At 57.3% G+C, this 24,131-nt stretch carries 27 protein-coding genes and 1 tRNA gene; 22 read left to right on the top strand and 6 right to left on the bottom strand.

What is annotated here, in order from left to right; translation table 11 throughout:
- The first annotated feature begins 144 nt into the window (after positions 1–144).
- Entirely contained in the window at positions 145–987 is an 843-nt protein-coding gene (locus BK667_RS15595) for a mechanosensitive ion channel family protein (protein WP_123598148.1), read from the top strand.
- Positions 988–1,126: 139 nt separating this feature from the next.
- On the opposite strand, the gene BK667_RS15590 is transcribed toward BK667_RS15595, so the two are convergent.
- Positions 1,127–2,455: an OprD family porin gene (locus BK667_RS15590; RefSeq protein ID WP_123598147.1), complete on the bottom strand. Its 1,329-nt coding sequence runs from the start codon at positions 2,453–2,455 to the stop codon at positions 1,127–1,129.
- 914 nt (positions 2,456–3,369) lie between these two features.
- On the opposite strand from BK667_RS15590, the gene BK667_RS15580 reads away from it, so the two are divergent.
- Both BK667_RS15580 and BK667_RS15575 read left to right on the top strand, forming a co-directional pair.
- Positions 3,370–3,795: an HIT family protein gene (locus tag BK667_RS15580; protein ID WP_123598155.1), complete on the top strand. Its 426-nt coding sequence runs from the start codon at positions 3,370–3,372 to the stop codon at positions 3,793–3,795.
- Positions 3,796–3,798: 3 nt separating this feature from the next.
- The gene (locus BK667_RS15575; RefSeq protein WP_123598145.1) at positions 3,799–4,005 is read left to right on the top strand and encodes a SlyX family protein; all 207 of its coding nucleotides are present in this window, start codon (positions 3,799–3,801) and stop codon (positions 4,003–4,005) included.
- An 88-nt stretch (positions 4,006–4,093) separates the two neighbouring features.
- Here BK667_RS15575 and BK667_RS33845 read toward each other — a convergent pair whose 3' ends face one another.
- Positions 4,094–4,696: a cold-shock protein gene (locus tag BK667_RS33845; RefSeq protein WP_123508536.1), complete on the bottom strand. Its 603-nt coding sequence runs from the start codon at positions 4,694–4,696 to the stop codon at positions 4,094–4,096.
- 310 nt (positions 4,697–5,006) lie between these two features.
- On the opposite strand from BK667_RS33845, the gene BK667_RS15565 reads away from it, so the two are divergent.
- The 19 genes from BK667_RS15565 (at position 5,007) to nadA (ending at position 20,171) form a co-directional block, all read left to right on the top strand.
- On the top strand, positions 5,007–5,477 hold the full coding sequence (locus tag BK667_RS15565; protein WP_054045005.1) for a Dps family protein: 471 nt from the start codon (positions 5,007–5,009) through the stop codon (positions 5,475–5,477).
- Positions 5,478–5,744: 267 nt separating this feature from the next.
- Positions 5,745–6,059 (top strand): ribbon-helix-helix domain-containing protein, encoded by a 315-nt coding sequence (locus BK667_RS15560; protein ID WP_123598144.1) that lies wholly within the window; start codon positions 5,745–5,747, stop codon positions 6,057–6,059.
- A gap of 150 nt (positions 6,060–6,209) precedes the next feature.
- Positions 6,210–6,431 carry an FmdB family zinc ribbon protein gene (locus tag BK667_RS15555; RefSeq protein ID WP_010457489.1) on the top strand — a complete coding sequence of 74 codons (222 nt, stop codon included), beginning with the start codon at positions 6,210–6,212 and terminating at the stop codon, positions 6,429–6,431.
- Positions 6,432–6,525: 94 nt separating this feature from the next.
- Entirely contained in the window at positions 6,526–8,301 is a 1,776-nt protein-coding gene (gene aspS / locus BK667_RS15550; protein WP_123409285.1) for an aspartate--tRNA ligase, read from the top strand.
- A 120-nt stretch (positions 8,302–8,421) separates the two neighbouring features.
- Complete coding sequence (locus BK667_RS15545) at positions 8,422–9,168, top strand: YebC/PmpR family DNA-binding transcriptional regulator (protein ID WP_123508534.1); 747 nt, start codon at positions 8,422–8,424, stop codon at positions 9,166–9,168.
- 156 nt (positions 9,169–9,324) lie between these two features.
- Positions 9,325–9,849: a crossover junction endodeoxyribonuclease RuvC gene (gene ruvC / locus BK667_RS15540; protein WP_054044997.1), complete on the top strand. Its 525-nt coding sequence runs from the start codon at positions 9,325–9,327 to the stop codon at positions 9,847–9,849.
- Positions 9,850–9,963: 114 nt separating this feature from the next.
- Entirely contained in the window at positions 9,964–10,581 is a 618-nt protein-coding gene (gene ruvA / locus BK667_RS15535; protein WP_123508533.1) for a Holliday junction branch migration protein RuvA, read from the top strand.
- Positions 10,582–11,643 carry a Holliday junction branch migration DNA helicase RuvB gene (gene ruvB, locus BK667_RS15530; RefSeq protein ID WP_123508532.1) on the top strand — a complete coding sequence of 354 codons (1,062 nt, stop codon included), beginning with the start codon at positions 10,582–10,584 and terminating at the stop codon, positions 11,641–11,643.
- 138 nt (positions 11,644–11,781) lie between these two features.
- Positions 11,782–12,249, top strand: coding sequence for a tol-pal system-associated acyl-CoA thioesterase (gene ybgC / locus BK667_RS15525; RefSeq protein WP_054044992.1), 468 nt, complete (start codon positions 11,782–11,784; stop codon positions 12,247–12,249).
- Positions 12,239–12,934 (top strand): protein TolQ, encoded by a 696-nt coding sequence (gene tolQ / locus BK667_RS15520; RefSeq protein WP_054044990.1) that lies wholly within the window; start codon positions 12,239–12,241, stop codon positions 12,932–12,934. The genes ybgC and tolQ overlap by 11 nt, the downstream gene beginning before the upstream one ends.
- 23 nt (positions 12,935–12,957) lie before the next feature.
- Positions 12,958–13,410 (top strand): protein TolR, encoded by a 453-nt coding sequence (tolR, locus tag BK667_RS15515; RefSeq protein ID WP_161807657.1) that lies wholly within the window; start codon positions 12,958–12,960, stop codon positions 13,408–13,410.
- Complete coding sequence (gene tolA / locus BK667_RS15510) at positions 13,410–14,489, top strand: cell envelope integrity protein TolA (RefSeq protein ID WP_123508531.1); 1,080 nt, start codon at positions 13,410–13,412, stop codon at positions 14,487–14,489. The genes tolR and tolA overlap by 1 nt, the downstream gene beginning before the upstream one ends.
- Positions 14,490–14,536: 47 nt before the next feature.
- Positions 14,537–15,787 (top strand): Tol-Pal system beta propeller repeat protein TolB, encoded by a 1,251-nt coding sequence (tolB, locus tag BK667_RS15505; protein ID WP_054044985.1) that lies wholly within the window; start codon positions 14,537–14,539, stop codon positions 15,785–15,787.
- A 52-nt stretch (positions 15,788–15,839) separates the two neighbouring features.
- Complete coding sequence (gene pal / locus BK667_RS15500) at positions 15,840–16,337, top strand: peptidoglycan-associated lipoprotein Pal (protein WP_003178634.1); 498 nt, start codon at positions 15,840–15,842, stop codon at positions 16,335–16,337.
- A 6-nt stretch (positions 16,338–16,343) separates the two neighbouring features.
- Positions 16,344–17,195, top strand: coding sequence for a tol-pal system protein YbgF (ybgF, locus tag BK667_RS15495; protein WP_123508530.1), 852 nt, complete (start codon positions 16,344–16,346; stop codon positions 17,193–17,195).
- 166 nt (positions 17,196–17,361) lie between these two features.
- The gene (gene queE, locus BK667_RS15490) at positions 17,362–18,009 is read left to right on the top strand and encodes a 7-carboxy-7-deazaguanine synthase QueE (RefSeq protein WP_059406078.1); all 648 of its coding nucleotides are present in this window, start codon (positions 17,362–17,364) and stop codon (positions 18,007–18,009) included.
- Position 18,010: 1 nt separating this feature from the next.
- Positions 18,011–18,703 (top strand): 7-cyano-7-deazaguanine synthase QueC, encoded by a 693-nt coding sequence (gene queC, locus BK667_RS15485; protein ID WP_123409280.1) that lies wholly within the window; start codon positions 18,011–18,013, stop codon positions 18,701–18,703.
- A gap of 63 nt (positions 18,704–18,766) precedes the next feature.
- Positions 18,767–18,842: transfer RNA gene (locus BK667_RS15480), tRNA-Lys, on the top strand.
- A gap of 270 nt (positions 18,843–19,112) precedes the next feature.
- Entirely contained in the window at positions 19,113–20,171 is a 1,059-nt protein-coding gene (gene nadA / locus BK667_RS15475) for a quinolinate synthase NadA (RefSeq protein WP_016773509.1), read from the top strand.
- Between the two features lie 135 nt (positions 20,172–20,306).
- On the opposite strand, the gene BK667_RS15470 is transcribed toward nadA, so the two are convergent.
- The 4 genes from BK667_RS15470 to BK667_RS15455 form a co-directional block, all read right to left on the bottom strand.
- Complete coding sequence (locus BK667_RS15470; RefSeq protein WP_123598143.1) at positions 20,307–20,795, bottom strand: RDD family protein; 489 nt, start codon at positions 20,793–20,795, stop codon at positions 20,307–20,309.
- A gap of 94 nt (positions 20,796–20,889) precedes the next feature.
- Positions 20,890–21,102 (bottom strand): cold-shock protein, encoded by a 213-nt coding sequence (locus BK667_RS15465; RefSeq protein WP_003175786.1) that lies wholly within the window; start codon positions 21,100–21,102, stop codon positions 20,890–20,892.
- 392 nt (positions 21,103–21,494) lie between these two features.
- Entirely contained in the window at positions 21,495–22,619 is a 1,125-nt protein-coding gene (gene gcvT, locus BK667_RS15460; RefSeq protein WP_123598142.1) for a glycine cleavage system aminomethyltransferase GcvT, read from the bottom strand.
- Between the two features lie 42 nt (positions 22,620–22,661).
- Complete coding sequence (locus BK667_RS15455; protein WP_123508527.1) at positions 22,662–24,038, bottom strand: L-serine ammonia-lyase; 1,377 nt, start codon at positions 24,036–24,038, stop codon at positions 22,662–22,664.
- Positions 24,039–24,131: the final 93 nt, after the last annotated feature.

Raw genomic sequence — 24,131 nt, 5'->3', positions numbered from 1 at the left:
AGGGCGTATCAGTCGACATCATTGTTGAATGACACACCGCAATCGCGAGCAAGCTCGCTCCCACAGGGATTGGGCTCAACTCGACAAACCCTTTATGCCGCTAATGTTTCGCGTGCCGGATGGCCGGAAATCAGGAGAAAGTAGATGGATTTGAATGCTGAAGTAGACAATCTGGTCAAGGCGTCTCAAGCCTGGATCCCGATGATCATGGAGTACGGCAGCCGTGTGCTGCTGGCGGTGATTACCCTGGGCATCGGCTGGTGGCTGATCAATAAGGTCACGCAAAAGCTCGGCGGCTTGCTGGCCTTGCGTAGCGCCGACCTGGCGCTGCAAAGCTTTATCAGTAACGTGGCCAACATCATTCTCAAGGTGTTGCTGATTGTCAGCGTCGCTTCGATGATCGGTATTGAAACCACCTCGTTCGTTGCTGCCATCGCTGCGGCGAGCTTTGCCATTGGTATGGCGTTGCAGGGCAGCCTGACAAACTTCGCCGGCGGTGTGCTGATTCTGCTGTTCCGCCCGTTCCGCATCGGTGACTGGATTGAAGCGCAAGGTGTAGCCGGTACGGTTGACGCCATTCAGATTTTCCACACCGTGCTGCGCACCGGGGACAACAAAACCATCATTGTCCCGAACGGCAGCCTGTCGAACGGCATCATTACCAACACCAACCGTCAGCCAACCCGTAAAGTTGTGTTCGATGTAGGCGTGGACTACGAAGCGGACTTGCAGAAGGCCCGCGAAGTGTTGCTGGAACTGGCCATAGATGAACGCATCCTGGCGGAACCTGCGCCACAAGCCGTGATTTCTACCCTGGGCGACAGTTCGATTACTGTGTCCCTGCGAGTGTGGGTGAAGACTGCAGATTACTGGGATGTGATGTTCATGTTCAATGAACAGTCCCGTGATCGTTTGAAAACTGCCGGTATCGATATTCCGTTCCCGCAGCGAGTTATTCGTGTGGTTCAGGAAGCATCGGTGAATTGAGATGAGTTCTACTAATGCCTGACTTAACGGTCAGGCTAATTGAGTAGCAAGCTAATCATTAAAGTGCTGTGCAATAGTAATAAAAAAAGGCCCATCCGAAGATGGGCCTTTTTTATGCTTACTAACTAACCAACTGCGATTACATGATCGACAGTGGGTAGTCAACGATCAGGCGGAACTCGTCAATGCTGCCTTCGCCTTCGTCAGCATTGGCGCGGTGCCATGCTTGACGGATGCGGAACGACAAGTCTTTGGCCGGGCCAGCTTGAACTACGTATTTGGCTTCCACGTTTGTTTCGTGGTGTTTGCCATCTGCGCCGTACAGGCCAGTGTAGGTGCTGTTCGACGGAGTGTTGGTACCGTCGATGTCCCAACCTTTCACGTAACGGGTCATGAAGCTCAGACCAGGAACGCCGTACTCAGCCATTTTCAGGTCATAACGAACCTGGGCAGACTTCTCGCCAGGGGCGTTGAAGTCAGAGTACTGGATGGAGTTGGCGAGGAAAATCGAGTCGCCGCCGCGGTTGTTTTTACCCACACCGATGTAGTCGAACGGGGTATCGCCGTTAACCTTCTGGAAGGCTACGGTCAGGGTGTGCGCTTTCAGGAACGAGAAAGCAGCAGCCAGGGAGTACGCAGTGTTGCTGATGTCGCCAGCTTTAGCGCTGCCGGTATCAGTAGTACGGTAGATGTTACCGTCCAGGTTAACCGACTGATCGCCACCCATTGGAATGGTGTAGTTCAGGTTGCCGTAGTACTGGTTCCAGACGTCTTCCAGCTTGGCACCGTACAGCGACGCGGACAGGTTTTCGTTGATGCCGTACTTGCCACCGAAGTAGTCGATGGAGTTGGCTTGCACGCCAGCGTAGGTAGCCCACAGGTCGCCGTCACGGGCGTTGCGGTCCTGGCTGGTCGCCGAGTAGAAGTGGCCGGCTTCGAGGTCAAGGTCTTTGACTTCGCTGCTCTGCAACTGAATACCGCTGGCGGTTTGATGAAGGATACGCGAGCCGCCAACAGCGAACACTGGAGAAGTGCTTGGCTGCATATCACCGAGTTTCAGCTCGGTTTTAGAGACGCGGAACTTGACGGCTGCGCCTGCTTTGCCTTGGCTGTCGTCGTTCTCGCCCCGAGAGTTGGTGCTCAGGTTGCCCGAACCGGAGTATTTGTCTTCACCGTCCAGTTTGATCGCCAGTTGACCCCAGGCTTCAACACCGACACCAACAGTACCTTGGGTGTAACCCGAGCTGAACATGCCCTGGATGCCCTGGGTCCAGTCTTTGTCATCGACTGCGCCGTCTTTCTTGTTCCGGTTGTAGTAGTAGTTACGAACCAGCAAGTCCAACTTGGCGTCTTCTACAAAGCCTTTGGCTTCCGACTGGTCGCTTACGAAAGGTGCGGCCGTAGCCAATTGAGTACTGGCTGCTGCTGCAACTGCCAGTGCGATCATGCTCCACTTCATCACGCGCATCGTGATTTGCTCCTTTGGTTTTAGAAGAGTACTGCCGTCCCACCTGTTTTATTATCTGGGCGGCTCTTTCTTTTTGTGTCGGCGCAAACTTATATCACGCCGACAATGTTGGCGATACTTGCGTATCTAACCTTTCAGCTTCTTTACGACCCTGTCGCAAATGGCTTGGTAGATGTCGCAAATTCACTGCCCCAATGCAAGCGGATTGACAACTTTAGCGTTGTTTTCCAAGCTTTGAGCACCGGTAAAAAGAGTCCCTGGTGAAACGTTTGAATCTCCATCGGGCAACCCTGCCGCTGTTTTTATTTGCCTAAAAGCTTCCACTTCCAGCGGACGCTTTGTAGGCGATATGGGTGTGAATGCAACAAGCGTGCTCAAATCAGAATTCTGTAGCTGTTTTTTTCTGAAGGCCCGTTCGCTGCTGTAAAAACCTCATAAAACCGGGGGTTTCAAGCGCGTTTTGTTTGCACTTGACGCCGTTCATTGCATGGTGTTGCGCCGTCATGACAATTGCGCGACCACAAAAAACGTTACCGGTTCACCCCGAAAGTGAGTAATCGGCGGATCCCCGACGATCTCAGCGTAGACGTGATGTGCGGTTTTGGTGCAAAAAATTTTAATCGCTGTGCTGAATTCATACAGCGCGGCGATCAGCAACCTGCGAACAGACGAGTATTTATCGGTCACTTCAGCGTTTTTTGTCATCGCCTCGGTTCTGTATTGGTGCGCTCGAGTGAAAAATGTCTTATGTCGGGGCGCGTTCCCGCTCGGCGGAATAAATCGGGTGGATGGAGACCAAGGTTCGTCGTGAAGCGCGGCGCATTCGCAGGTATGCTGCCGTCCTGTCGCTTGGCGCGCAGCCTCTATTGAGGGGCGCTAAGCTGAAAATGATGAAACCGGCGGGAGTGCGCACAGTGTTCGCTTTAGATTCACGACTTCAACAAGACACGTTACTGATCGGCGATTTCCCTCTCTGCCGGTTGCTCTTGTCCAATGATTCCAACTACCCCTGGTTCATCCTGGTACCGCGCCGCGAAGATATCAGCGAGTTGTTTCAGTTAGATGTCGCCGATCAGCAGCAGCTGTGGCAGGAAACCACCGCCCTGGCGGAAATGCTCAAGGACTCGTTCGACGCCGACAAGCTGAATGTCGCAGCCCTGGGCAACGTCGTCAGCCAGTTGCACATGCATGTGATTGTGCGCAAACGCGAGGACGCTGCCTGGCCGGCACCGGTCTGGGGCAAACACCCAGCCAAGCCCTACAGTGCCGAGCAGGTCGCGGTGATTCGTGAACGGCTGCGACTGGTGTTGACCGATCACTTCACGTTTCTGGAGGGCTGAGCCATGAGCCTGGAAGAACGCGTCAACGATCTGGAAAGCCAACTGGCGTTCCAGGACGACACCATTCAGTCATTGAACGATATTCTGGTGACGCAACAGCGGGTGGTCGAGCGCCTGCAACTGCAAATGGCCGCGCTGCTGCGGCGCCAGGAAGAAATGGTCGGCCAGTTCGAGTCTTCTGAAGAAGAGGCGCCACCGCCGCACTACTGAGTCAAAGGCATTGAGTTCGCCGGCTAAACGCCGGGCAATAAAAAACCGCGAACAGCCAGGCTGTTCGCGGTTTTTTTATCGCTCGGGATCAGCGACGGGGCAATGCGGCAATCACATCTTCGGCTTGCAGGCCTTTGTCGCGATTCATGACGGAGAATTCCACGCGCTGGCCTTCGACCAGGACGCGGTGTCCTTCGCCACGAATGGCCCGGAAGTGCACGAAAATATCATCGCCGGAATCCCGGGAGATAAAGCCGAAGCCTTTGGAAGTGTTGAACCACTTGACGGTGCCAGTATCGCGGTTGCTCATGTCATAGCTTGGCGAAGAGGCGGCCGGTGACGATTTGTAGAAGCTGATGGTCAGGTGCAGAAGGACTGCGACCACGGCAGTCAACAGGCTGAACAGAACGGAAGGTTGGCCGGCAATAAAAGGCATCTTCGCGATCAGTGTCAGGGTTTGCAGGACAACGGCCAGGATCAGCAGGGCGCTGACCAGGTTTTGCAGTTGGTGACGAGGACCTTTGTTCCAGTATGGGATAACCGGAGCGAGGGTCAGGTTGAGCAGGCCGAAAAAGGCCAGGTACAGCGCATCGGGTTGTTGCAGGTAAGGAACAGCTTCGGGTTGCAAGCTAGGGAAGAAGGACAGCAGCAAGGCTGCTGCGCCCATTAGCAGGTGGACGATTTTCAACATTTTGATTGACTCACGTTAAGACGGATCACAAGGAAGAGCTGATTGAGCACGGTCCGCTTCAGAACAATAAGAGGCGGTGGACACGTACCCGCTACCAGCCTATGCGCTGCGCCCGGAAAAATAGGGGCATAGCGACACGCTGCCTATTTAACAGCAAAGCCTGCGGCTACTCAAATCAGGCAGTCCGGCGGTGCCCCCATGGGCGATTTGTCGCAGGTCGACTGGCCATCCAGGGCGGCAGGGTGTGGATAGCCTTGCTACAGTGGTCCTGCACTTGTCGGATGAATTTCATCACCTTTAGGGGGTAAGCATGGCAATCGATATCGGTATCAGTGAAGAGGACCGCAAGTCCATCGTCGACGGGCTGTCGCGTCTGTTGTCGGACACTTATGTGCTGTATTTGAAAACCCATAACTTCCACTGGAACGTCACGGGCCCGATGTTTCGGACCCTGCACTTGATGTTCGAGGAGCAATATAACGAGTTGGCCCTGGCGGTCGATTCGATCGCCGAGCGCATTCGCGCACTGGGTTTTCCGGCGCCCGGCGCCTATTCGGTGTATGCCCGTCTTTCTTCTATTAAGGAGGAAGAGGGCGTACCCAGCGCCGAAGACATGATCAAGCAGCTGGTCGACGGGCAGGAAGCGGTGACCCGGACGGCGCGCGGGATCTTCCCGTTGCTGGACAAGGTCAGCGACGAACCCACGGCGGACTTGTTGACCCAGCGTATGCAGGTCCATGAAAAAACCGCGTGGATGTTGCGTTCGCTTTTGGATCAGTAACCACGCCAGTGTGCGAATAACGCCGGGGGTGTTGTTCGCACGCGGTTTTTCACGCAGAAAAATGCCGTTTCAGTTGAAGAAAATATCCCGGGTTTCGTAGGAAACGGTCCGGCGTAGGACCGGCTCCATGATCCTCACTCAGTTGTTGGCTTATCCTACGCAGATGGTCATAAAGTCATCTGGATATAACTTTGCGCCTGCGTTTTTATAAGGAAAGAGGAGATGGCTCTTATAAAAAATCAAGGCTGACAAAGGAGTGTCAACGCTATGGTTCATGGAGAAAGTCGGAGCGAGTGGAGGCTCGGCGCGCAACAGGCGGTAAAGATTGATCCGTTCGTCAGTGAATTCGATATGGGGCTGGCCAGGCCTTTATCCCGATCGGTGCGCTTGAACGGTTTTGCGACCTGCCTGCGGCTTGAGCAGGTCTACTGGGAAATCCTCAACGAAATGGCCACGCTTAATGGTTGCTCGGTCAGTGCGCTGTTGTCCCACGTGGATCGTGAAGTGCATTTGCGTCACGGCGGGGTGAAGAATTTCACCGGGCTGGTGCGCGTCGTCTGTGTCGTACACAGCCTGAAGTAATGCTTGGCTCGCCTGTTTCGGCCAGGAACGGGTGGTATGTCAGTCTGTGCAGTCTTACGGCTGCACAGGCTGCATTTAATGGATATAATCCCGCTCTTTGCCGCAAAACCCAGCGTAAGCGGTAGCAATCCTGATCGCCGAGACAACCCCATGCCGATGTACGACTATCAATGTGCTTCCTGTGGTCATCAGTTGGAAGCCATTCAAAAGATCAGCGCAGCACCGCTGGTCGACTGCCCTGCGTGCCAGGCACCAGAGCTCAAGAAGATGCTGTCCATGCCAGGTTTCCGCCTCAGCGGCACCGGCTGGTATGAAACCGACTTCAAGACCGGTTCCAAGAAGAATCTGGCCGGCGGCGACAAAGCTGACTAAGGTCTGGAACCTGAGTTGAACGACACGCGTGAGCTCTTGCATCTGCTGCAAGGCCTCCAACCGAATTTCGATTACGAGAAGTGAAACCACTACCATGATGCGCAGCCATTATTGCGGCCAGCTGAACGAAGCCCTGGAAGGCCAGGAAATTACTCTTTGCGGTTGGGTACACCGTCGCCGTGACCACGGCGGGGTGATTTTCCTCGATATCCGTGATCGTGACGGCCTGGCCCAAGTGGTATTCGATCCGGACCGCGCCGAGAGCTTCGCCGCCGCTGATCGCGTGCGCAGCGAATACGTCGTTAAGATCACCGGCAAGGTACGCCTGCGTCCGGCCGGTGCCACCAACGCCAACATGGCGTCAGGCATGATCGAAGTGCTGGGCTACGAGCTTGAAGTACTGAATGAATCGGAAACCCCGCCGTTCCCGCTCAACGAGTTCTCCGACGTCGGCGAAGAAACCCGCCTGCGCTATCGCTTCCTCGACCTGCGTCGCCCGGAAATGCTCGAGAAGCTGCGCCTGCGTTCGCGCATGACCACCAGCATCCGTCGCTTCCTCGACGAGAACGGCTTCCTCGATGTCGAGACGCCGATCCTGACCCGTGCCACGCCAGAAGGCGCTCGCGATTACCTGGTGCCGAGCCGTACTCACGCCGGTTCCTTCTTCGCCTTGCCGCAATCGCCACAGCTGTTCAAGCAACTGCTGATGGTTGCCGGCTTCGACCGTTACTACCAGATCGCCAAGTGCTTCCGTGACGAAGACCTGCGCGCCGACCGTCAGCCGGAATTCACCCAGATCGACATCGAGACCAGCTTCCTCGATGAAAAAGAGATCATGGCCATCACCGAACAAATGATCCGCAACCTGTTCAAGGAAGTGCTGGATCTGGAATTCGGCGATTTCCCGCACATGACCTTCGAAGAAGCCATGCGCCGTTACGGTTCCGACAAGCCGGACCTGCGTAACCCGCTGGAACTGGTTGACGTTGAAGACCAACTCAAAGACGTCGACTTCAAAGTGTTCAGCGGCCCGGCCAACGATCCGAAATGCCGCATTGCTGCCCTGCGTGTTCCGGGCGCGGCGAGCATGCCGCGCAAGCAGATCGACGACTACACCAAGTTCGTCGGCATCTACGGTGCCAAGGGCCTGGCGTACATCAAGGTCAACGAGCGCGCCAAAGGCGTCGAAGGCCTGCAGTCGCCTATCGTCAAGAACATCCCTGAAGCCAACCTCAATGTGATCCTCGATCGCGTTGGCGCGGTTGACGGCGACATCGTGTTCTTCGGTGCCGACAAAGCCAAGATCGTCAGCGAAGCCCTGGGCGCGTTGCGGATCAAGGTCGGCAACGACCTGGACCTGCTGACCTGCAAGTGGGCGCCAATGTGGGTCGTCGACTTCCCGATGTTCGAAGAGAACGACGACGGCAGCTTCACCGCATTGCACCACCCGTTCACCGCGCCGAAGTGCACCCCGGAAGAGCTGGAAGCCAACCCGGCGACCGCACTGTCCCGTGCCTACGACATGGTCCTGAACGGCACCGAACTGGGTGGCGGTTCGATCCGTATCCACCGCAAGGAAATGCAGCAGACCGTGTTCCGTCTGTTGGGTATCAATGAAGCGGAACAGGAAGAGAAATTCGGCTTCCTGCTCGACGCCCTGAAATACGGCGCGCCGCCCCACGGTGGTCTGGCCTTCGGTCTGGACCGTCTGGTGATGCTGATGACCGGCGCCCAGTCGATCCGTGAAGTGATCGCGTTCCCGAAAACCCAGAGCGCGGCTGACGTCATGACTCAGGCACCGGGTGCTGTCGATGCCAAGGCATTGCGCGAATTGCACATTCGTCTGCGCGAAACGCCAAAGGCTGAGTAAGACTGACCCTGAAGGCGCATCCTTATGGGATGCGCCTTTTTTACAGGTCGAGATTTTTTTGTTGCTGGCTGGCGCTCAATGCGCAGCGGGCAATGTTTCAAAGAGAATTCGGAGCGAGATATGGCGGGTCATTCCAAGTGGGCGAACATCAAGCACCGCAAAGAACGTCAGGATGCCAAGAAGGGCAAGATTTTCACCAAGTGGATTCGTGAGCTGACTGTTGCGGCCCGTCAAGGCGGCGGTGATCCAGGTTCCAACCCGCGACTGCGCCTGGCGCTGGACAAGGCCCTTGGTGCGAACATGAGCCGCGACATCATTGATCGCGCAGTCGCCCGCGGTGCTGGCGCTGCCGATACCGACGACATGGTCGAGCTCAGCTATGAAGGCTACGGCCCGGGCGGTGTGGCGGTGATGGTCGAGTGCATGACCGACAACCGTAACCGCACCGCAGCCGCGGTTCGCCATGCGTTCAGCAAGTGCGGCGGCAACCTGGGCACTGATGGTTCGGTGGCCTATCTGTTCGAACGCAAGGGGCAGATTTCCTTCGCGCCGGGCGTCGATGAAGATGCGCTGATGGAAGCGGCGATGGAAGCCGATGCCGATGACGTGGTCACCCACGAAGACGGCTCGATTGACGTGTTCACTTCGTTCGCCGGTTTTTACTCGGTGCGTAACGCCCTGGAAACCGCCGGTTTCAAAGGCGATGACGCCGAAATCGTGATGCTGCCGACGACCAGTGCCGAACTGGACCTGGACGGCGCCGAGAAGGTGCTCAAGCTGATCGACATGCTGGAAGACCTGGATGACGTGCAGAACGTCTACTCCAACGCGGACATTCCGGAGTCGGTTGCTGCACAGCTCAGCTAAGGGCGATCAGGATTCAATGTGGGAGCGAGCCTGCTCGCGAATGCGGATTTTCAGGCAACATCGTTGCTGAATATGAAACCGCTTTCGCGAGCAGGCTCGCTCCCACATTTTATTTGGTGTATTGGATATCTTGCTTTTACTTAACCCGCAGGCGTTATGACTTTAATCCTTGGTATCGACCCCGGTTCGCGCATCACCGGTTATGGCGTGGTACGCGATACCGGGCGTGGCTGCGTCTACGTGGCCTCGGGCTGCATCCGCACCGGCTCCGGCGAGTTGCATGAACGTCTGCAAATTGTCTATCGCGGCGTGCGTGAAGTGATCCAGACCTACGGCCCGACGACCATGGGCATCGAAAAAGTCTTCATGGCCCGCAACGCCGACTCTGCGCTGAAACTGGGCCAGGCACGCGGTGCAGCCATCGTCGCCGGCGCCGAAGAAAGCCTTGAAATCGCCGAATACACCGCGACCCAGGTCAAGCAGGCAGTGACCGGCACCGGCGCGGCGAATAAAGAGCAGGTACAAATGATGGTCATGCATATGCTCAAATTGACCAGCAAGCCGCAAATCGACGCCTCGGATGCCCTGGCCATTGCGATTTGTCATGCTCACACCCGTTCCAGCCTGTTGCCTCATGGCCTGGGGACGGCACGCAGTCGTGGCGGGCGCCTGCGTCTCTGATAGCATCAGCAATCATTTTTACGGGATGAGGGTTTTGCGCCTGTGTTGTCGGCGCAAAACCCTTGCTCTGTCAGTCGCTGGCCTCGGGCTGGCCAACGCTCAAGGATTCGAAACGTGATTGGACGCTTGCGCGGCACCCTGGCTGAGAAACAGCCGCCGCACCTGATTCTGGATGTAAACGGCCTGGGGTATGAGCTGGAAGTCCCCATGACCACGCTGTATCGCTTGCCGTCGGTCGGTGAACCGCTGACCTTGCACACCCATTTAGTCGTACGCGAAGACGCGCAGTTACTCTATGGCTTCTACAGCAAGCGTGAGCGAGACTTTTTTCGCGAGTTGATCCGTCTCAATGGTGTAGGGCCGAAATTGGCCCTGGCCTTGATGTCGAGCCTGGAAGTCGATGAGCTGGTGCGTTGCGTGCAGTCTCAGGACACCTCGGCGCTGACCAAGGTGCCGGGCGTGGGCAAGAAGACTGCCGAGCGCCTGCTGGTGGAACTCAAGGACCGCTTCAAGGCCTGGGAAACCGTGCCGGCGATGTTCGCTCTGGTGCCCAACCAGCCTGGTGGCCCGGAAGCGCCAGCCCCGGCGGTCACCGCCGAGAGTGATGCGATCAGCGCGCTGGTCTCCCTGGGCTACAAGCCGCAGGAAGCCAGCAAGGCGATTACCTCGATCAAGGAGAAAGGCTTGAGCAGTGAAGACCTGATTCGCCGTGCCCTGAAGGGAATGATTTAAGTGATTGAAGCTGATCGTCTGATTGCCGCCACGCCTGGCCCCCGCGACCGCGAGGAAGTCCAGGACCGGGCGATTCGTCCCCTCAGTTTGGCCGAGTACATTGGCCAGCCGACCGTTCGCGAGCAAATGGAGTTGTTCATCCAGGCCGCCCGTGGCCGCAGCGAATCCCTGGACCACACGCTGATCTTCGGTCCGCCGGGCCTGGGTAAAACCACGCTCGCCAATATCATCGCCCAGGAAATGGGCGTATCGATCAAAAGCACCTCGGGCCCGGTCCTTGAGCGTCCGGGTGATCTGGCGGCGCTGCTGACCAATCTTGAGCCCCATGACGTGCTGTTCATCGACGAAATCCATCGGCTGTCGCCGATTGTCGAAGAAGTGCTGTACCCGGCCATGGAAGATTTCCAGCTCGACATCATGATCGGCGAAGGGCCTGCCGCGCGTTCGATCAAGCTGGATCTGCCGCCGTTCACCCTGGTCGGCGCCACCACCCGGGCCGGTATGCTGACCAACCCGTTGCGCGACCGTTTCGGGATTGTCCAGCGCCTGGAGTTCTACAGCACCGCTGACCTGGCGACGATTGTCAGCCGTTCTGCGAGCATTCTCGGCTTGCCGCTGGACCCGGAGGGCGCCTTCGAAATCGCTCGCCGCGCCCGTGGCACCCCGCGGATCGCCAACCGTCTGCTGCGCCGGGTGCGGGATTTCGCCGAAGTGCGTGCCAAGGGCCACATCACCAAACCGATCGCCGACCTGGCCTTGAATCTGCTGGATGTCGACGAGCGTGGCTTCGATCACCAGGACCGGCGTCTGTTGTTGACCATGATCGAGAAGTTCGACGGTGGCCCGGTAGGCGTAGACAGCCTTGCGGCGGCCATCAGCGAAGAACGCCACACCATTGAGGACGTGCTGGAGCCCTACCTCATCCAGCAGGGCTACATCATGCGAACACCGCGGGGGAGGGTAGTGACCCGGCATGCGTACCTGCATTTCGGTTTAAACATTCCGTCACGATTGGGCGATATGCCTGTGGTAGACGAGTTTCTCGATGCAGTAGACGATTAATTAACGTTTGGGGGCTGATCGATTGAGCGTTTGTGTGGTCCTAGGGGCTCACATGACGAATCTTTCACTAGAAAGCCGCAGAACAATGAAAAACAGTTGCCTCGCCGGATTGGCAACCTGAGGAGTAAGCACTAGAGTATGCGCGCGCAAAACGGGCTTGAGCCTTTCGCACATCGTTGTCGCGTTTATTACGAGGACACCGATGCGGGCGGCATCGTGTATTACGTTAATTACCTCAAGTTTATGGAACGGGCTCGAACCGAGCGGCTCCGGGAACTGGGCTTTGCCCAATCCCAGCTGGCAGGGGAGGACCTGTTGTTCGTCGTGCATTCCAGCGAAGCGCGATACCACGCGCCGGCGCGACTGGACGACGAACTGCTGGTAAGCGCTGAAGTAATCGAATTGAACCGTGTCAGCCTGCGCTTTAAACAGCAGGTCAGGCGGGCTACGGATAATGCGCTGCTCTGTGAAGGGCAGTTTTTGGTGGCCTGTGTGCGCACTAACAGTTTGAAACCCCGGGCCATTCCCGAAGCTCTACGTGCGGCCTTTGCCGACGTGAGCGGCGCGGGTACACACTCAAAGCAGGAGATAAAGCGTGGAAGCTAACGTCGTCGACCATTCCTCCATGTGGAGCCTGGTCAGCAATGCCAGCGTCGTGGTGCAGTTGGTAATGCTGATTCTGGTAGCCGCATCGGTGACCTCATGGATCATGATCTTTCAGCGCAGCAACTTGCTGCGCGCCGGTCGACGTGCCCTGGAGAGCTTTGAAGAGCGCTTCTGGTCGGGTATCGACCTGTCCAAACTCTACCGTCAGGCCGGCAGCAACCCTGACCCGGATTCGGGCGTCGAGCAGATCTTCCGTGCCGGCTTCAAGGAATTCTCCCGTCTGCGCCAGCAGCCAGGCGTTGACCCGGAAGCGGTCATGGAAGGCGTGGCCCGTGCCATGCGCGTGGCCATTTCCCGCGAAGAAGAAAAGCTCGAGCAGAGCTTGCCGTTCCTCGCCACTGTCGGTTCCGTCAGCCCGTACATCGGTCTGTTTGGTACAGTCTGGGGCATCATGAACTCCTTCCGTGGCCTGGCAACTGCCCAGCAAGCGACCCTGGCCACCGTGGCCCCGGGCATCGCCGAAGCACTGGTGGCCACCGCCATCGGCCTGTTCGCAGCCATCCCGGCCGTTATCGCTTACAACCGTTTTGCTGCCCGCAGCGAAACCCTGCTGAGCCGTTACTACACCTTCGCCGACGAATTCCAGGCGATCCTGCACCGCAAAGTGCACACCAGCGAAGAATAAGCAGGTAATTTCCAATGGCTTTAATCGCTCGAGCTCGCAAAAAGCGCAAGCCGGTCGCCGAGATGAACGTAGTGCCTTACATCGACGTGATGCTGGTACTGCTGGTCATCTTCATGGTGACCGCGCCGATGCTCAATCAGGGCGTGAAAGTTGATCTGCCCAAGGTTTCCAGCGAAGCCTTGCCGCAGGACAACAACACCCAGGTCCTGACCATTTCGATCAAGTCTGACAAGACCTACTACTGGAACCTTGGCAGCGAAGTCGACACCGACAAGCAGCAAGACAAGGCCATGACCTTGCCGCAGATGACCAGCGCCGTGACCAAAATCATCAGCGCCGGTAACGAAAACGGCAAGCACACCCAAGTCTTCATTCGTGGCGACAAGACCGTCGACTATGGTTCGGTCATGGGCGCCATGGGCGGGTTGCAGAAGGCCGGAGTCGGTAATGTTGGCTTGATTACCGAGGCGCCCTGATGCAGCAACAACGAGAGCCAACAGCCTCGGAAAGCTACTTCTGGCCTAGTGTCTGGGCGATTGGCTTGCACGTGCTGGTTTTCGGCATGCTGTTCGTCAGTTTCGCCATGACGCCTGAGTTGCCGCCGGCCAAGCCGATTGTCCAGGCGACCTTGTACCAGCTGAAATCGAAAAGTCGGGCGACCACCCAGACCAATCAGAAGATTGCGGGTGAAGCGGTGAAGTCTGCTGCGCGCCAGACCGAAGTCGAACAGATGGAACAGAAAAAGGTCGAGCAGGAAGCGGTAAAGGCTGCGGAACAAAAGAAAGAAGAAGCGGCTCAAAAAGCCGAGGAAGCCAAGAAGGCCGACGAGTCCAAGAAGTCTGAGGAAGCGAAAAAGGCTGATGAAGCCAAGAAAGCCGACGAAGCCAAGAAGACCGCCGAAGCCAAAAAGGCCGAAGAGAAACAATTGGCTGATATAGCCAAGAAGAAATCTGAAGAAGAAGCCAAGAAGGCAGCTGAAGAAGAGGCCAAGAAAGCGGCCGCTGAAGAAGCGAAGAAAAAGATCGTCGAAGACGCGAAGAAGAAAGCCGCGGACGACGCCAAGAAGAAAGCTGAAGCTGAAGAGGCGAAGAAGAAAGTCGCCGACGAAGCGAAGAAGAAAGCTGCTGCCGATGCTGCGAAGAAGAAATCGCAGGATGCGGCACGTAAATCGACCGAAGACAAAAAGGCCCAGGCCTTGGCAGATTTGCTTTCCGATAAGCCGGAGCGTCAGCAGGCGTTGGCCGATGAGCAGGGCGATGAAGTCGCCGGCAGTTTCGATGACCTGATTCGTGCTCGTGCAGCGGAAGGCTGGGCTCGTCCACCTTCGGCACGCAAAGGCATGACGGTCGTGTTGCAAATCGGCATGTTGCCGGACGGTACGGTGACTTCGGTCAGCGTTTCCAAGTCCAGTGGCGATGGTCCGTTTGACTCGTCTGCCGTGGCTGCGGTCAAGAATATTGGACGTTTGACAGAAATGCAGGGAATGAAGCCGAGCGATTTCGCTCCGTATCGTTCATTCAAGATGACATTCACACCTGAGGATCTAGCCTTGTGAGAAACCTTCTTCGAGGAATGCTTGTCGTTATCTGCTGCCTGGCAGGGATGGCGGTAGCAGATGAAAAAAACATTCTGGTCACCAGCGGCAGTGATCGGGCTACTCCGATTGCGGTAGTGCCGTTCGGCTTCCAGGGCGGCACTGTCCTGCCGGACGACATGGCCGAAATCATTGGTAACGATTTGCGCAACTCGGGCTACTACTCGCCGATTCCAAAGCAGCAAATGATCAGCCAGCCGAGCCAGGCCAGCGAAATCATTTTCCGTGACTGGAAGGCGATCAGCGCCCAGTACATCATGGTCGGTAGCATTGTTCCGGCGGGCGGTCGCCTGCAGGTTCAGTACGCACTGTTCAACGTCGCCACCGAGCAGCAAGTGCTGACCGGCAGCGTGTCGGGCAGCGTCGATCAACTGCGTGACATGGCGCACTACATCGCTGATCAGTCATTCGAAAAGCTCACCGGTATTAAAGGTGCGTTCTCGACACGCCTGCTGTACGTGACGGCCGAGCGTTTCTCCGAGAAGAACACGCGCTACACGCTGCAACGTTCGGACTATGACGGTGCCCGTGCCGTGACCCTGTTGCAATCGCGCGAGCCAATCCTGTCGCCGCGTTTCGCACCGGATGGCAAGCGCATCGCTTATGTTTCGTTCGAGCAGAAACGCCCGCGCATCTTCATGCAGAACATCGACACCGGTCGCCGTGAGCAGATCACCAACTTCGAAGGCCTGAATGGCGCGCCAGCCTGGTCGCCGGATGGCAATCGCCTGGCGTTCGTGCTGTCGAAAGACGGCAACCCGGATATCTACGTGATGAACCTGGGTTCGCGTCAGATCTCCCGTGTCACCAACGGTCCCGGCATCAACACCGAACCGTTCTGGGGTAAAGATGGTTCGACCATTTACTTCACCTCCGACCGTGGCGGCAAGCCACAAATCTACAAGACCAGCGTCGGTGGTGGCGGTGCGGAACGCGTGACTTTCATCGGTAACTACAACGCCAACCCGAAACTTTCGGCCGATGAAAAGACCCTGGTGATGATTCACCGCCAGGATGGCTTCACTAATTTCAAGGTGGCGGCCCAGGATTTGCAGCGCGGAAGCGTAAAAATCCTCACTGATAGCACTCTGGACGAGTCGCCTACTGTTGCGCCCAACGGCACCATGGTAATCTACGCCACCCGCCAGCAGGGCCGGGGAGTCTTGATGCTCGTGTCCATTAATGGACGCGTAAGGCTCCCGCTTCCTACCGCACAAGGCGAAGTCAGAGAACCTTCCTGGTCCCCTTACCTGAACTGACGCGGCGCTACACGTTTTACTTAACACACTGGGGTTCATTAGGAGTTTCACGATGGAAATGCTGAAGTTTGGTAAATTTGCTGCGCTGGCTCTGGCCATGGCTGTAGCTGTAGGTTGCTCGTCCAAAGGCGGCGACAATGCCGGTGAAGGCGCTGTTGATCCAAACGCTGGTTACGGCGCTAACACTGGTGCAGTTGACGGCTCCCTGAGCGAAGAAGCTGCTCTGCGCGCAATCACCACTTTCTACTTCGAATACGATAGCTCGGACCTGAAGCCAGAAGCCATGCGCGCTCTGGATGTTCACGCTAAAGACCTGAAAGCAAACGGCGCTCGCGTTGTTCTGGAAGGCAACACCGACGAACGTGGTACTCGTGAGTACAACATGGCACTGGGCGAGCGTCGTGCGAAAGCCGTTCAGCGCTACCTGGTACTGCAAGGTGTTTCCCCAGCTCAGCTGGAACTGGTTTCCTACGGCGAAGAGCGTCCAGTTGCTACCGGCAACGACGAGCAGTCCTGGGCTCAAAACCGTCGCGTCGAACTGCGTAAGTAATTCGTCATGCGAACGTGCCGTCGTGCTGTAACTGTTCTGGCTCTCAGTCTCGCACCGCTTGCGGTGTGGGCTGCGGTTCCTGTGGTCGATGACAACTCCGGTTATAACAATAGCGGGAGCAGTTATCCGCCTGCGGGTTACGGTACGAACGGCGCCTATGCCGGGGGAGGGGTTTCGGCCCCTGTCTCGGCACAGGGCGAGCTGTTCAACCAACTGCAATCCATGCAGGAGCAGATCTCACGCCAACAAGGTGTGATCGAAGTTCTGCAAAATGATGTAGCGCGCATGAAGCAAGAAAACCTGGAGCGATACCAGGATCTTGATCGGCGCATAGGAACCGGCGTTGCACCAGCCGCGACTCCTGATAATTCTTCCACCGGTGGCACGTTGAATGCCCCCGGTGCAGCAGCCGCTGCAGGCGCCAGTGCAGGTGCAGGAGCGGCCGCCGCTCAAGCCCCGGCCGCCAGCAGTGAACCGGGTGATCCGGCGAAGGAAAAACTGTATTACGATGCAGCCTTCGACCTGATCAAAGCCAAGGATTTCGACAAGGCCAGCCAGGCTTTCGCCGCTTTCCTGCGCAAGTACCCGAACAGCCAATACGCGGGCAATGCCCAGTACTGGTTGGGCGAAGTCAACTTGGCCAAAGGTGATCTGCAAGGTGCAGGTCAGGCGTTTGCCAAGGTTTCGCAGCTGTACCCCAAGCACGCCAAAGTGCCTGACTCGCTGTACAAGCTGGCTGATGTAGAGCGCCGCCTGGGTCATACCGACAAGGTCAAAGGCATTCTGCAACAGGTCGTGTCCCAATATCCGGGCACTTCCGCTGCTCAGCTGGCCCAACGCGATCTGCAACGCATGTAAGGCTGCTTGATCCGAATTGAAGAAACCCGCGCTTGTCGCGGGTTTTTTCGTTAGAATTCACGCCCTTTTTCTGAAACACGCTTTTTGGGATTCGCGCGTTGGCGGGGTTCCTTGAAGAGCCTGACGGAGGCGGACAGCCTGTTTAGCTGTTACGCCCGTGGCGACTATGCAAGACACATTAAGAATCACCGAAGTTTTCTACTCGTTACAGGGTGAAACGCGGACTGCCGGGCTGCCCACAGTTTTTGTGCGCCTGACCGGTTGCCCATTGCGTTGCCAATACTGTGACAGCGCTTACGCGTTCACCGGCGGCACCATTCGCCCCCTCGACGACATCCTCGAGCAAGTGGCCGGTTTCCGTCCGCGCTATGTTTGTGTCACTGGCGGCGAGCCATTGGCGCAACCCAATGCCATCCCTTTGCTCAAACGGTTGTGTGATGCCGGTTACGAAGTGTCACTGGAAACCAGTGGTGCGCTCGACATCTCGGCGGTAGATTCCCGGGTCAGTCGCGTCGTCGACCTGAAGACTCCGGGGTCGAAAGAAGCGCACCGCAACCGCTATGAGAACATCGAACTGCTGACGCCCAACGACCAGGTGAAGTTTGTCATCTGCTCGCGGGAAGACTACGACTGGGCTGTGTCCAAGTTGATCCAGTACGGTCTCGATCGACGGGCCGGCGAAGTCCTGTTCTCGCCAAGTCACCATGACCTCAATGCACGGGATCTGGCTGACTGGGTGGTGGCAGACAATTTGCCAGTGCGCCTGCAATTGCAGCTGCATAAATATCTTTGGAATGACGAGCCGGGGCGCTGATATGACTGAACAACTGAACACCACCGAAAAACGTGCGGTGATCCTGCTGTCCGGCGGTCTGGACTCGGCAACGGTCGTGGCCATGGCCCGGGCTGAAGGCTACGCCTGCTACACCATGAGCTTCGATTACGGTCAGCGCTCTCACGCTGAATTGCACGCCGCTGCCCGTGTCGCTCGCGACTTGGGTGTAATCGAGCACAAGGTGATCGGTCTGAACCTGGACGGTATGGGCGGCTCGGCACTGACCGACAGCAGCATCGATATTCCGGAAGAGGCGGGTGAAGGTATCCCGGTGACCTATGTGCCAGCGCGCAATACGGTGTTTCTGTCACTGGCCCTGGGCTGGGCTGAAGTGCTCGGCGCACGTGACATCTTTATCGGTGTGAACGCGGTGGACTACTCCGGCTACCCGGATTGCCGTCCAGAGTTCATCGAGTCCTTCGAGCGCATGGCCAACCTGGCGACCAAGGCCGGTGTCGAGGGCAACGGCTTCCGTATCCAGGCGCCGCTGCAGAATCTGAGCAAAGCGCAGATCGTCCAGGCGGGCGTGAAGCTGGGTGTCGATTACGGGCTGACTGTTTCCTGCTATCAGGCCGACGATAAAGGCTATGCGTGCGGCAAATGCGATAGCTGCCGCTTGCGTGCAGAAGGCTTCGCAGCAGCCGGAATCAGCGACCCAACACCTTATTTTTGATTTATTTCAAATTAGGTGTTGAATAGTCCTTAAAAATCAGTATTATACGCGCCACCACACAGCGGGTCGTTAGCTCAGTTGGTAGAGCAGTTGGCTTTTAACCAATTGGTCGTAGGTTCGAATCCCACACGACCCACCATTTTTGTAGCAGTTTTAAAAGTCTGGAAGGCCCACGCAAGTGAGGATTTCCGGATTTTTTTTTGCCCGCGATTTGAGCTCGGCTCAACACGGGGCTACACCGCGTGACGCAGGTCAGAATCATCTTTTGCATCCACGGGATATTCTGTAGCCTTGCCCGGCTCCAACGTTGTGCCTGATGACTACTCACTCTCCCGGCGGTACCCATTAGCGGTCCGGAGCCGGGTGTATACTCGACTTTCGCGCGAAAGCGCCCGCAGGTCTTGCGAACATGACGCAAATTTCCGAACGCCTACTGGTTCAAGCTCACCTCGACGCCAAGCAGCCCAAGCCGCTGACCGCCGAGGAAGAGGCCTATTACCGTTCTGCCATCGCTGCCGAGCTCAAGGCTCAGGACGCGGTGCTGGTTGCTCACTTCTATTGCGATCCGGTGATTCAGGCCCTGGCCGAAGAAACCGGTGGCTGCGTCTCCGACTCCCTGGAAATGGCGCGCTTCGGCAATGCCCATCCGGCCAAGACCGTAGTGGTCGCGGGTGTGAAGTTCATGGGCGAGACTGCGAAGATTCTCAACCCCGAGAAACGCGTACTGATGCCAACCCTGGAAGCGACGTGTTCGCTGGACCTGGGTTGCCCGGTGGACGAGTTCTCGGCGTTCTGCGATCAGCATCCGGAACGCACGGTGGTGGTGTATGCCAACACCTCGGCAGCGGTTAAGGCCCGGGCCGACTGGGTAGTGACTTCAAGCTGCGCGCTGGAGATTGTCGAAAGCCTGATGGATAACGGCGAGACGATCATCTGGGGCCCGGATAAACATTTGGGCACTTACATCCAGCGCAAGACCGGTGCGGACATGTTGCTGTGGGACGGTGCCTGCATCGTTCACGAAGAGTTCAAGTCCAAGCAGCTCGAAGACATGAAGGCGCTGTACCCGGACGCGGCTATTCTGGTGCACCCGGAGTCGCCGACCTCGGTGATCGAACTGGCGGATGCCGTCGGTTCCACCAGTCAGTTGATCGCTGCAGCACAGAGCCTGCCGAACAAGACCCTGATTGTCGCCACCGATCGCGGTATCTTCTACAAGATGCAGCAGCTGTGCCCGGACAAGGTCTTCATCGAAGCCCCAACGGCTGGTAACGGCGCAGCGTGCCGCAGTTGCGCACATTGCCCGTGGATGGCGATGAATACCCTTGAGCGCACGCTCAAGAGCTTGAAGGAAGGGACGAACGAGATCTTTGTCGATCCGGCGTTGATTCCCCAAGCGATTCGGCCGTTGAAGCGGATGCTGGATTTCACCCAGGCGGCGCGGATGAAGTTGGCCGGTAACGCCTGAGTTCTGTCAGATAAGTCACAAAACCTGTGGGAGCGAGCCTGCTCGCGAAGACCGTGTATCAGTCGACATTGATGTTGTCTGACACACCGCTTTCGCGAGCAGGCTCGCTCCCACAGTGATTTTCGTATGACGAATTTATTTGGTCTTCTTCGGAATACGAACGAGCTGCGTATTGGAATACATGTCATGCCAGCTGCGTTTCTGCTTATCAAGCAGCGGCCAGAGAAACCCCAGGCCCACGCATAACCACGACCCGATCGACACCACAAAGCGCAACAACGCCTGCCACAGACTGATGGACGAACCATCGGCATTCTGCACGCGGATTCCCCACACCTGCATACCCAACGTCTGACCGGACCAGGTCCAGAACTTGGCGAAGAACCCGAACAACACGAACAGCAGCACCGTCGACAGCAGTGGATCGCCATCCAATGCCCCGGCTTCGGTCAATGCGCGCATCTTGTCTTCGCCGATGATCGCCATCTGGATCATCTTGTAGATGCCGCTGGTGACGATCAGCAGGGCGGTGCATAACAGGAAGTCATAGAACATCGCTGCCAGGCGACGACCCAAAGTGGCGGCGGGAAAGTCGCCCTGGGGTTTGAGCAGGTGTTTCGACATGGCAGCCTCTGGCGGAAAAAGAAGCCATTTTACGGATTTACGCGCACAAAAAAGCCCCTGATGTCAGCATCAGGGGCTTTTTCGTTACAGAAGGTTAGGCTTCTGCTTGGACTTCGTCAGCCTGCATGCCTTTCTGGCCTTGCACAGCGACGAAAGTCACTTTCTGGCCTTCTTTCAGGCTCTTGAAGCCGTTGCCCTGAATAGCGCGGAAATGCACGAACAGATCCGGACCGCTTTCTGGAGTGATAAAACCAAAACCTTTCTCGTCGTTAAACCACTTGACGGTACCGCTCTGACGTTGGGACATTTCTTATTTCCTTTGACGCAAAAATTAATGACAGTCTCTTTCTCATGAAAGAGTACTGGGGCTGGTTGCAGGAGAGTAAGAAGACGTCGAACGGGATGTAGCTAACTTGTAGGCTACTGCCCAGGTCACGATTCCAAGCGACCCATGCAAACACAGTGAACAAACTCTACGCCAACTAGCCGATAAAAAACAAGCCCCTGTGAGGGGCCCGGTTTTGCTCAGGTTGATGGCGGTTAGTCAGTTCACTAGTACGGCTTATTCGATAAGAGTGTTCAATCGTTTTCGATCGTTATAAGACAAGTTCATAATCGAAAGCTTGCACTGTTTTATGGCGGTTGCGTTACAGATTAGTGCACTGTTAACGCAACCGCGTTACTTATAGAAACAGTCAATCAACCACGATAGTAGCGTTGCGGAACAAATGGCATTTTGCTTACAAGCAAAGGCACCTTTTTCCCACGAACAATTGCCCAAACTGGCGTTTCCAGTGCGATGTAAGCGCTGTCGAGGTAACCCATGGCCAGAGGGCCACCGAGGGTCGGTCCGAAGCCGCCGCTGCACACGCTGCCAATGATGTCGCCAGCTTCGTTGACGATCTCTGCGCCTTCGCGCACCGGTGTGCGTTCTTGCGGCAGCAGGCCAACACGCTTGCGGCTGACACCGCCCTGGTGCTGGGCGAACACGGTTTCAGCGCCAGGGAAGCCGCCAGCCCGCGCACCATCGGCACGACGGGGTTTGGAGATGGCCCACAACAGGCTCGCCTCGATCGGGGTGGTCTCGGTGTTCATGTCGTGGCCGTAGAGGCACAGGCCGGCTTCCAGGCGCAGCGAGTCGCGCGCGCCGAGGCCAATGGCCGCGACTTCCGGTTCGGCCAGCAGGGCGCGAGCCAGGTCTTCGGCATTGGCCGCTGGTACGGAGATTTCAAAACCGTCTTCGCCGGTGTAGCCCGAACGGCTGACAAAGCAGTCCACACCCAGCAGCTTAACGCGAGCGAACTGCATGAACGTCATCTTCGCAACGGTAGGCGCCAGGCGTGCGAGTACAGTCACCGCCGCCGGGCCTTGCAGGGCCAGCAATGCGCGTTCTTCGAACAGCGGCTCGATGGTGCACTGCTCGCCAATGTGTTTACGCAGGTGCGCCAGGTCTTGATCCTTGCAGGCAGCGTTGACCACCAGGAACAGTTCGTCGTTACCGAGGTTGGCGACCATCAGGTCGTCAAGAATGCCGCCGGTCTCGTTGGTGAACATCGCGTAACGCTGCATGCCCACCGGCAAGTCGATGATGTCCACCGGCACCAGGGTTTCCAGGGCCTTGGCGGCATTGGCGCCGGTCAGACGGATTTGGCCCATGTGCGAGACATCGAACAGCCCGGCCTGCTCACGGGTGTGCTGGTGTTCTTTCATCACGCCCAGCGGGTATTGCACCGGCATGTCGTAGCCGGCGAACGGCACCATGCGCGCGCCGAGTTCGATGTGCAGGGCGTGCAACGGGGTTTTCAGCAATTGTTCGGTGGACATATTCAGCTCCTGAAAAAGTGTGCAGATGCCAATGCGCGCGCATCAGCACTCGATAATGTTGACCGCCAAACCGCCACGGGCGGTTTCCTTGTATTTGCTTTTCATGTCAGCGCCGGTCTGGCGCATGGTGCGGATGACCTTGTCGAGGGAGACGAAGTGTTGACCGTCGCCACGCAGGGCCATGCGCACCGCATTGATGGCTTTCACCGAGCCCATGGCGTTGCGCTCGATGCACGGCACTTGCACCAGGCCGCCAATCGGGTCGCAGGTCAGGCCGAGGTTGTGTTCCATGCCGATTTCCGCGGCGTTTTCCACCTGCGAAACGCTGCCACCGAGGACTTCGCACAAGGCGCCGGCCGCCATCGAACAGGCCACGCCGACTTCACCCTGACAACCGACTTCGGCGCCGGAGATCGAGGCGTTTTCTTTATAGAGAATGCCGATGGCCGCTGCAGTCAGCAGAAAACGCACGACGCCGTCTTCGTTGGCGCCGGGGATGAAGCGCATGTAGTAATGCAACACCGCCGGGACGATCCCCGCTGCACCGTTAGTGGGCGCCGTCACCACGCGTCCGCCATTGGCATTTTCTTCGTTGACCGCCAACGCGTAGAGGTTGACCCAGTCCAGCACCGACAGCGGATCGCGCAGCGCCGATTCCGGGTTCTTGCACAGTTGCCGATGCAATGCCGCCGCCCGGCGTTTGACCTTCAAGCCACCGGGCAGGATGCCTTCGTTGCGGCAACCGGCGGCGACGCAGTCCTGCATCACTTGCCAGATATTCAACAGCCCGGCGCGGGTTTCCGCTTCCGGGCGCCAGGCGCTTTCGTTGGTCAGCATCACCTGGCTGATCGACAAACCGTAGGTGGCGCAGTGAGCGAGCAGGTCCTTGGCGCTTTTGAACGGGAACGTCAGCGGCGTGGCGTCTTCGACGATACGGTCGGCGCCGGCAGCGTCTTCATCCACGACGAAACCGCCGCCAACCGAGTAGTACTCGCGGCTGCGGATCTGTATCCCCGCCGCATCGAAGGCGCGAAAGATCATGCCGTTGGGGTGATAGGCCAACGGTTTGCGAATCATCGCCAAATGTTCTTTCTCGTTGAACGCGATGCTGTGTTCGCCGAGCAGGTTCAAACGACCGTTGCCACGAATTTCTTGCAGGCGCGCGGCGACGGTTTCGGTGTTCACAGTGTCCGGGTGTTCGCCTTCCAGGCCGAGCAACACAGCCTTGTCGCTGCCGTGGCCCTTGCCGGTGGCACCGAGCGAGCCGTAGAGCTCGACTTTGACGCAGGCAGTGGCGGCCAGCAGCCCTTCACGGCGCAGACCTTCGGCGAAACGCGCAGCGGCACGCATCGGGCCGACGGTGTGAGAGCTGGAGGGGCCGATGCCAATCTTGAACAGGTCGAACACGCTTAATGACATGAGTTGTTCTCCGGTTTCTTGTTATAGGCGCAACGCAAGTCTGTAGGAGCGAGGCTTGCCCGCGATTGGCTTGATGCGGTGTATCAGTTACAC

The organism is Pseudomonas frederiksbergensis, assembly GCF_003732705.1.
GTDB lineage: Bacteria > Pseudomonadota > Gammaproteobacteria > Pseudomonadales > Pseudomonadaceae > Aquipseudomonas > Aquipseudomonas frederiksbergensis_F.
This window is presented reverse-complemented; position numbering and strand designations above follow the sequence as displayed.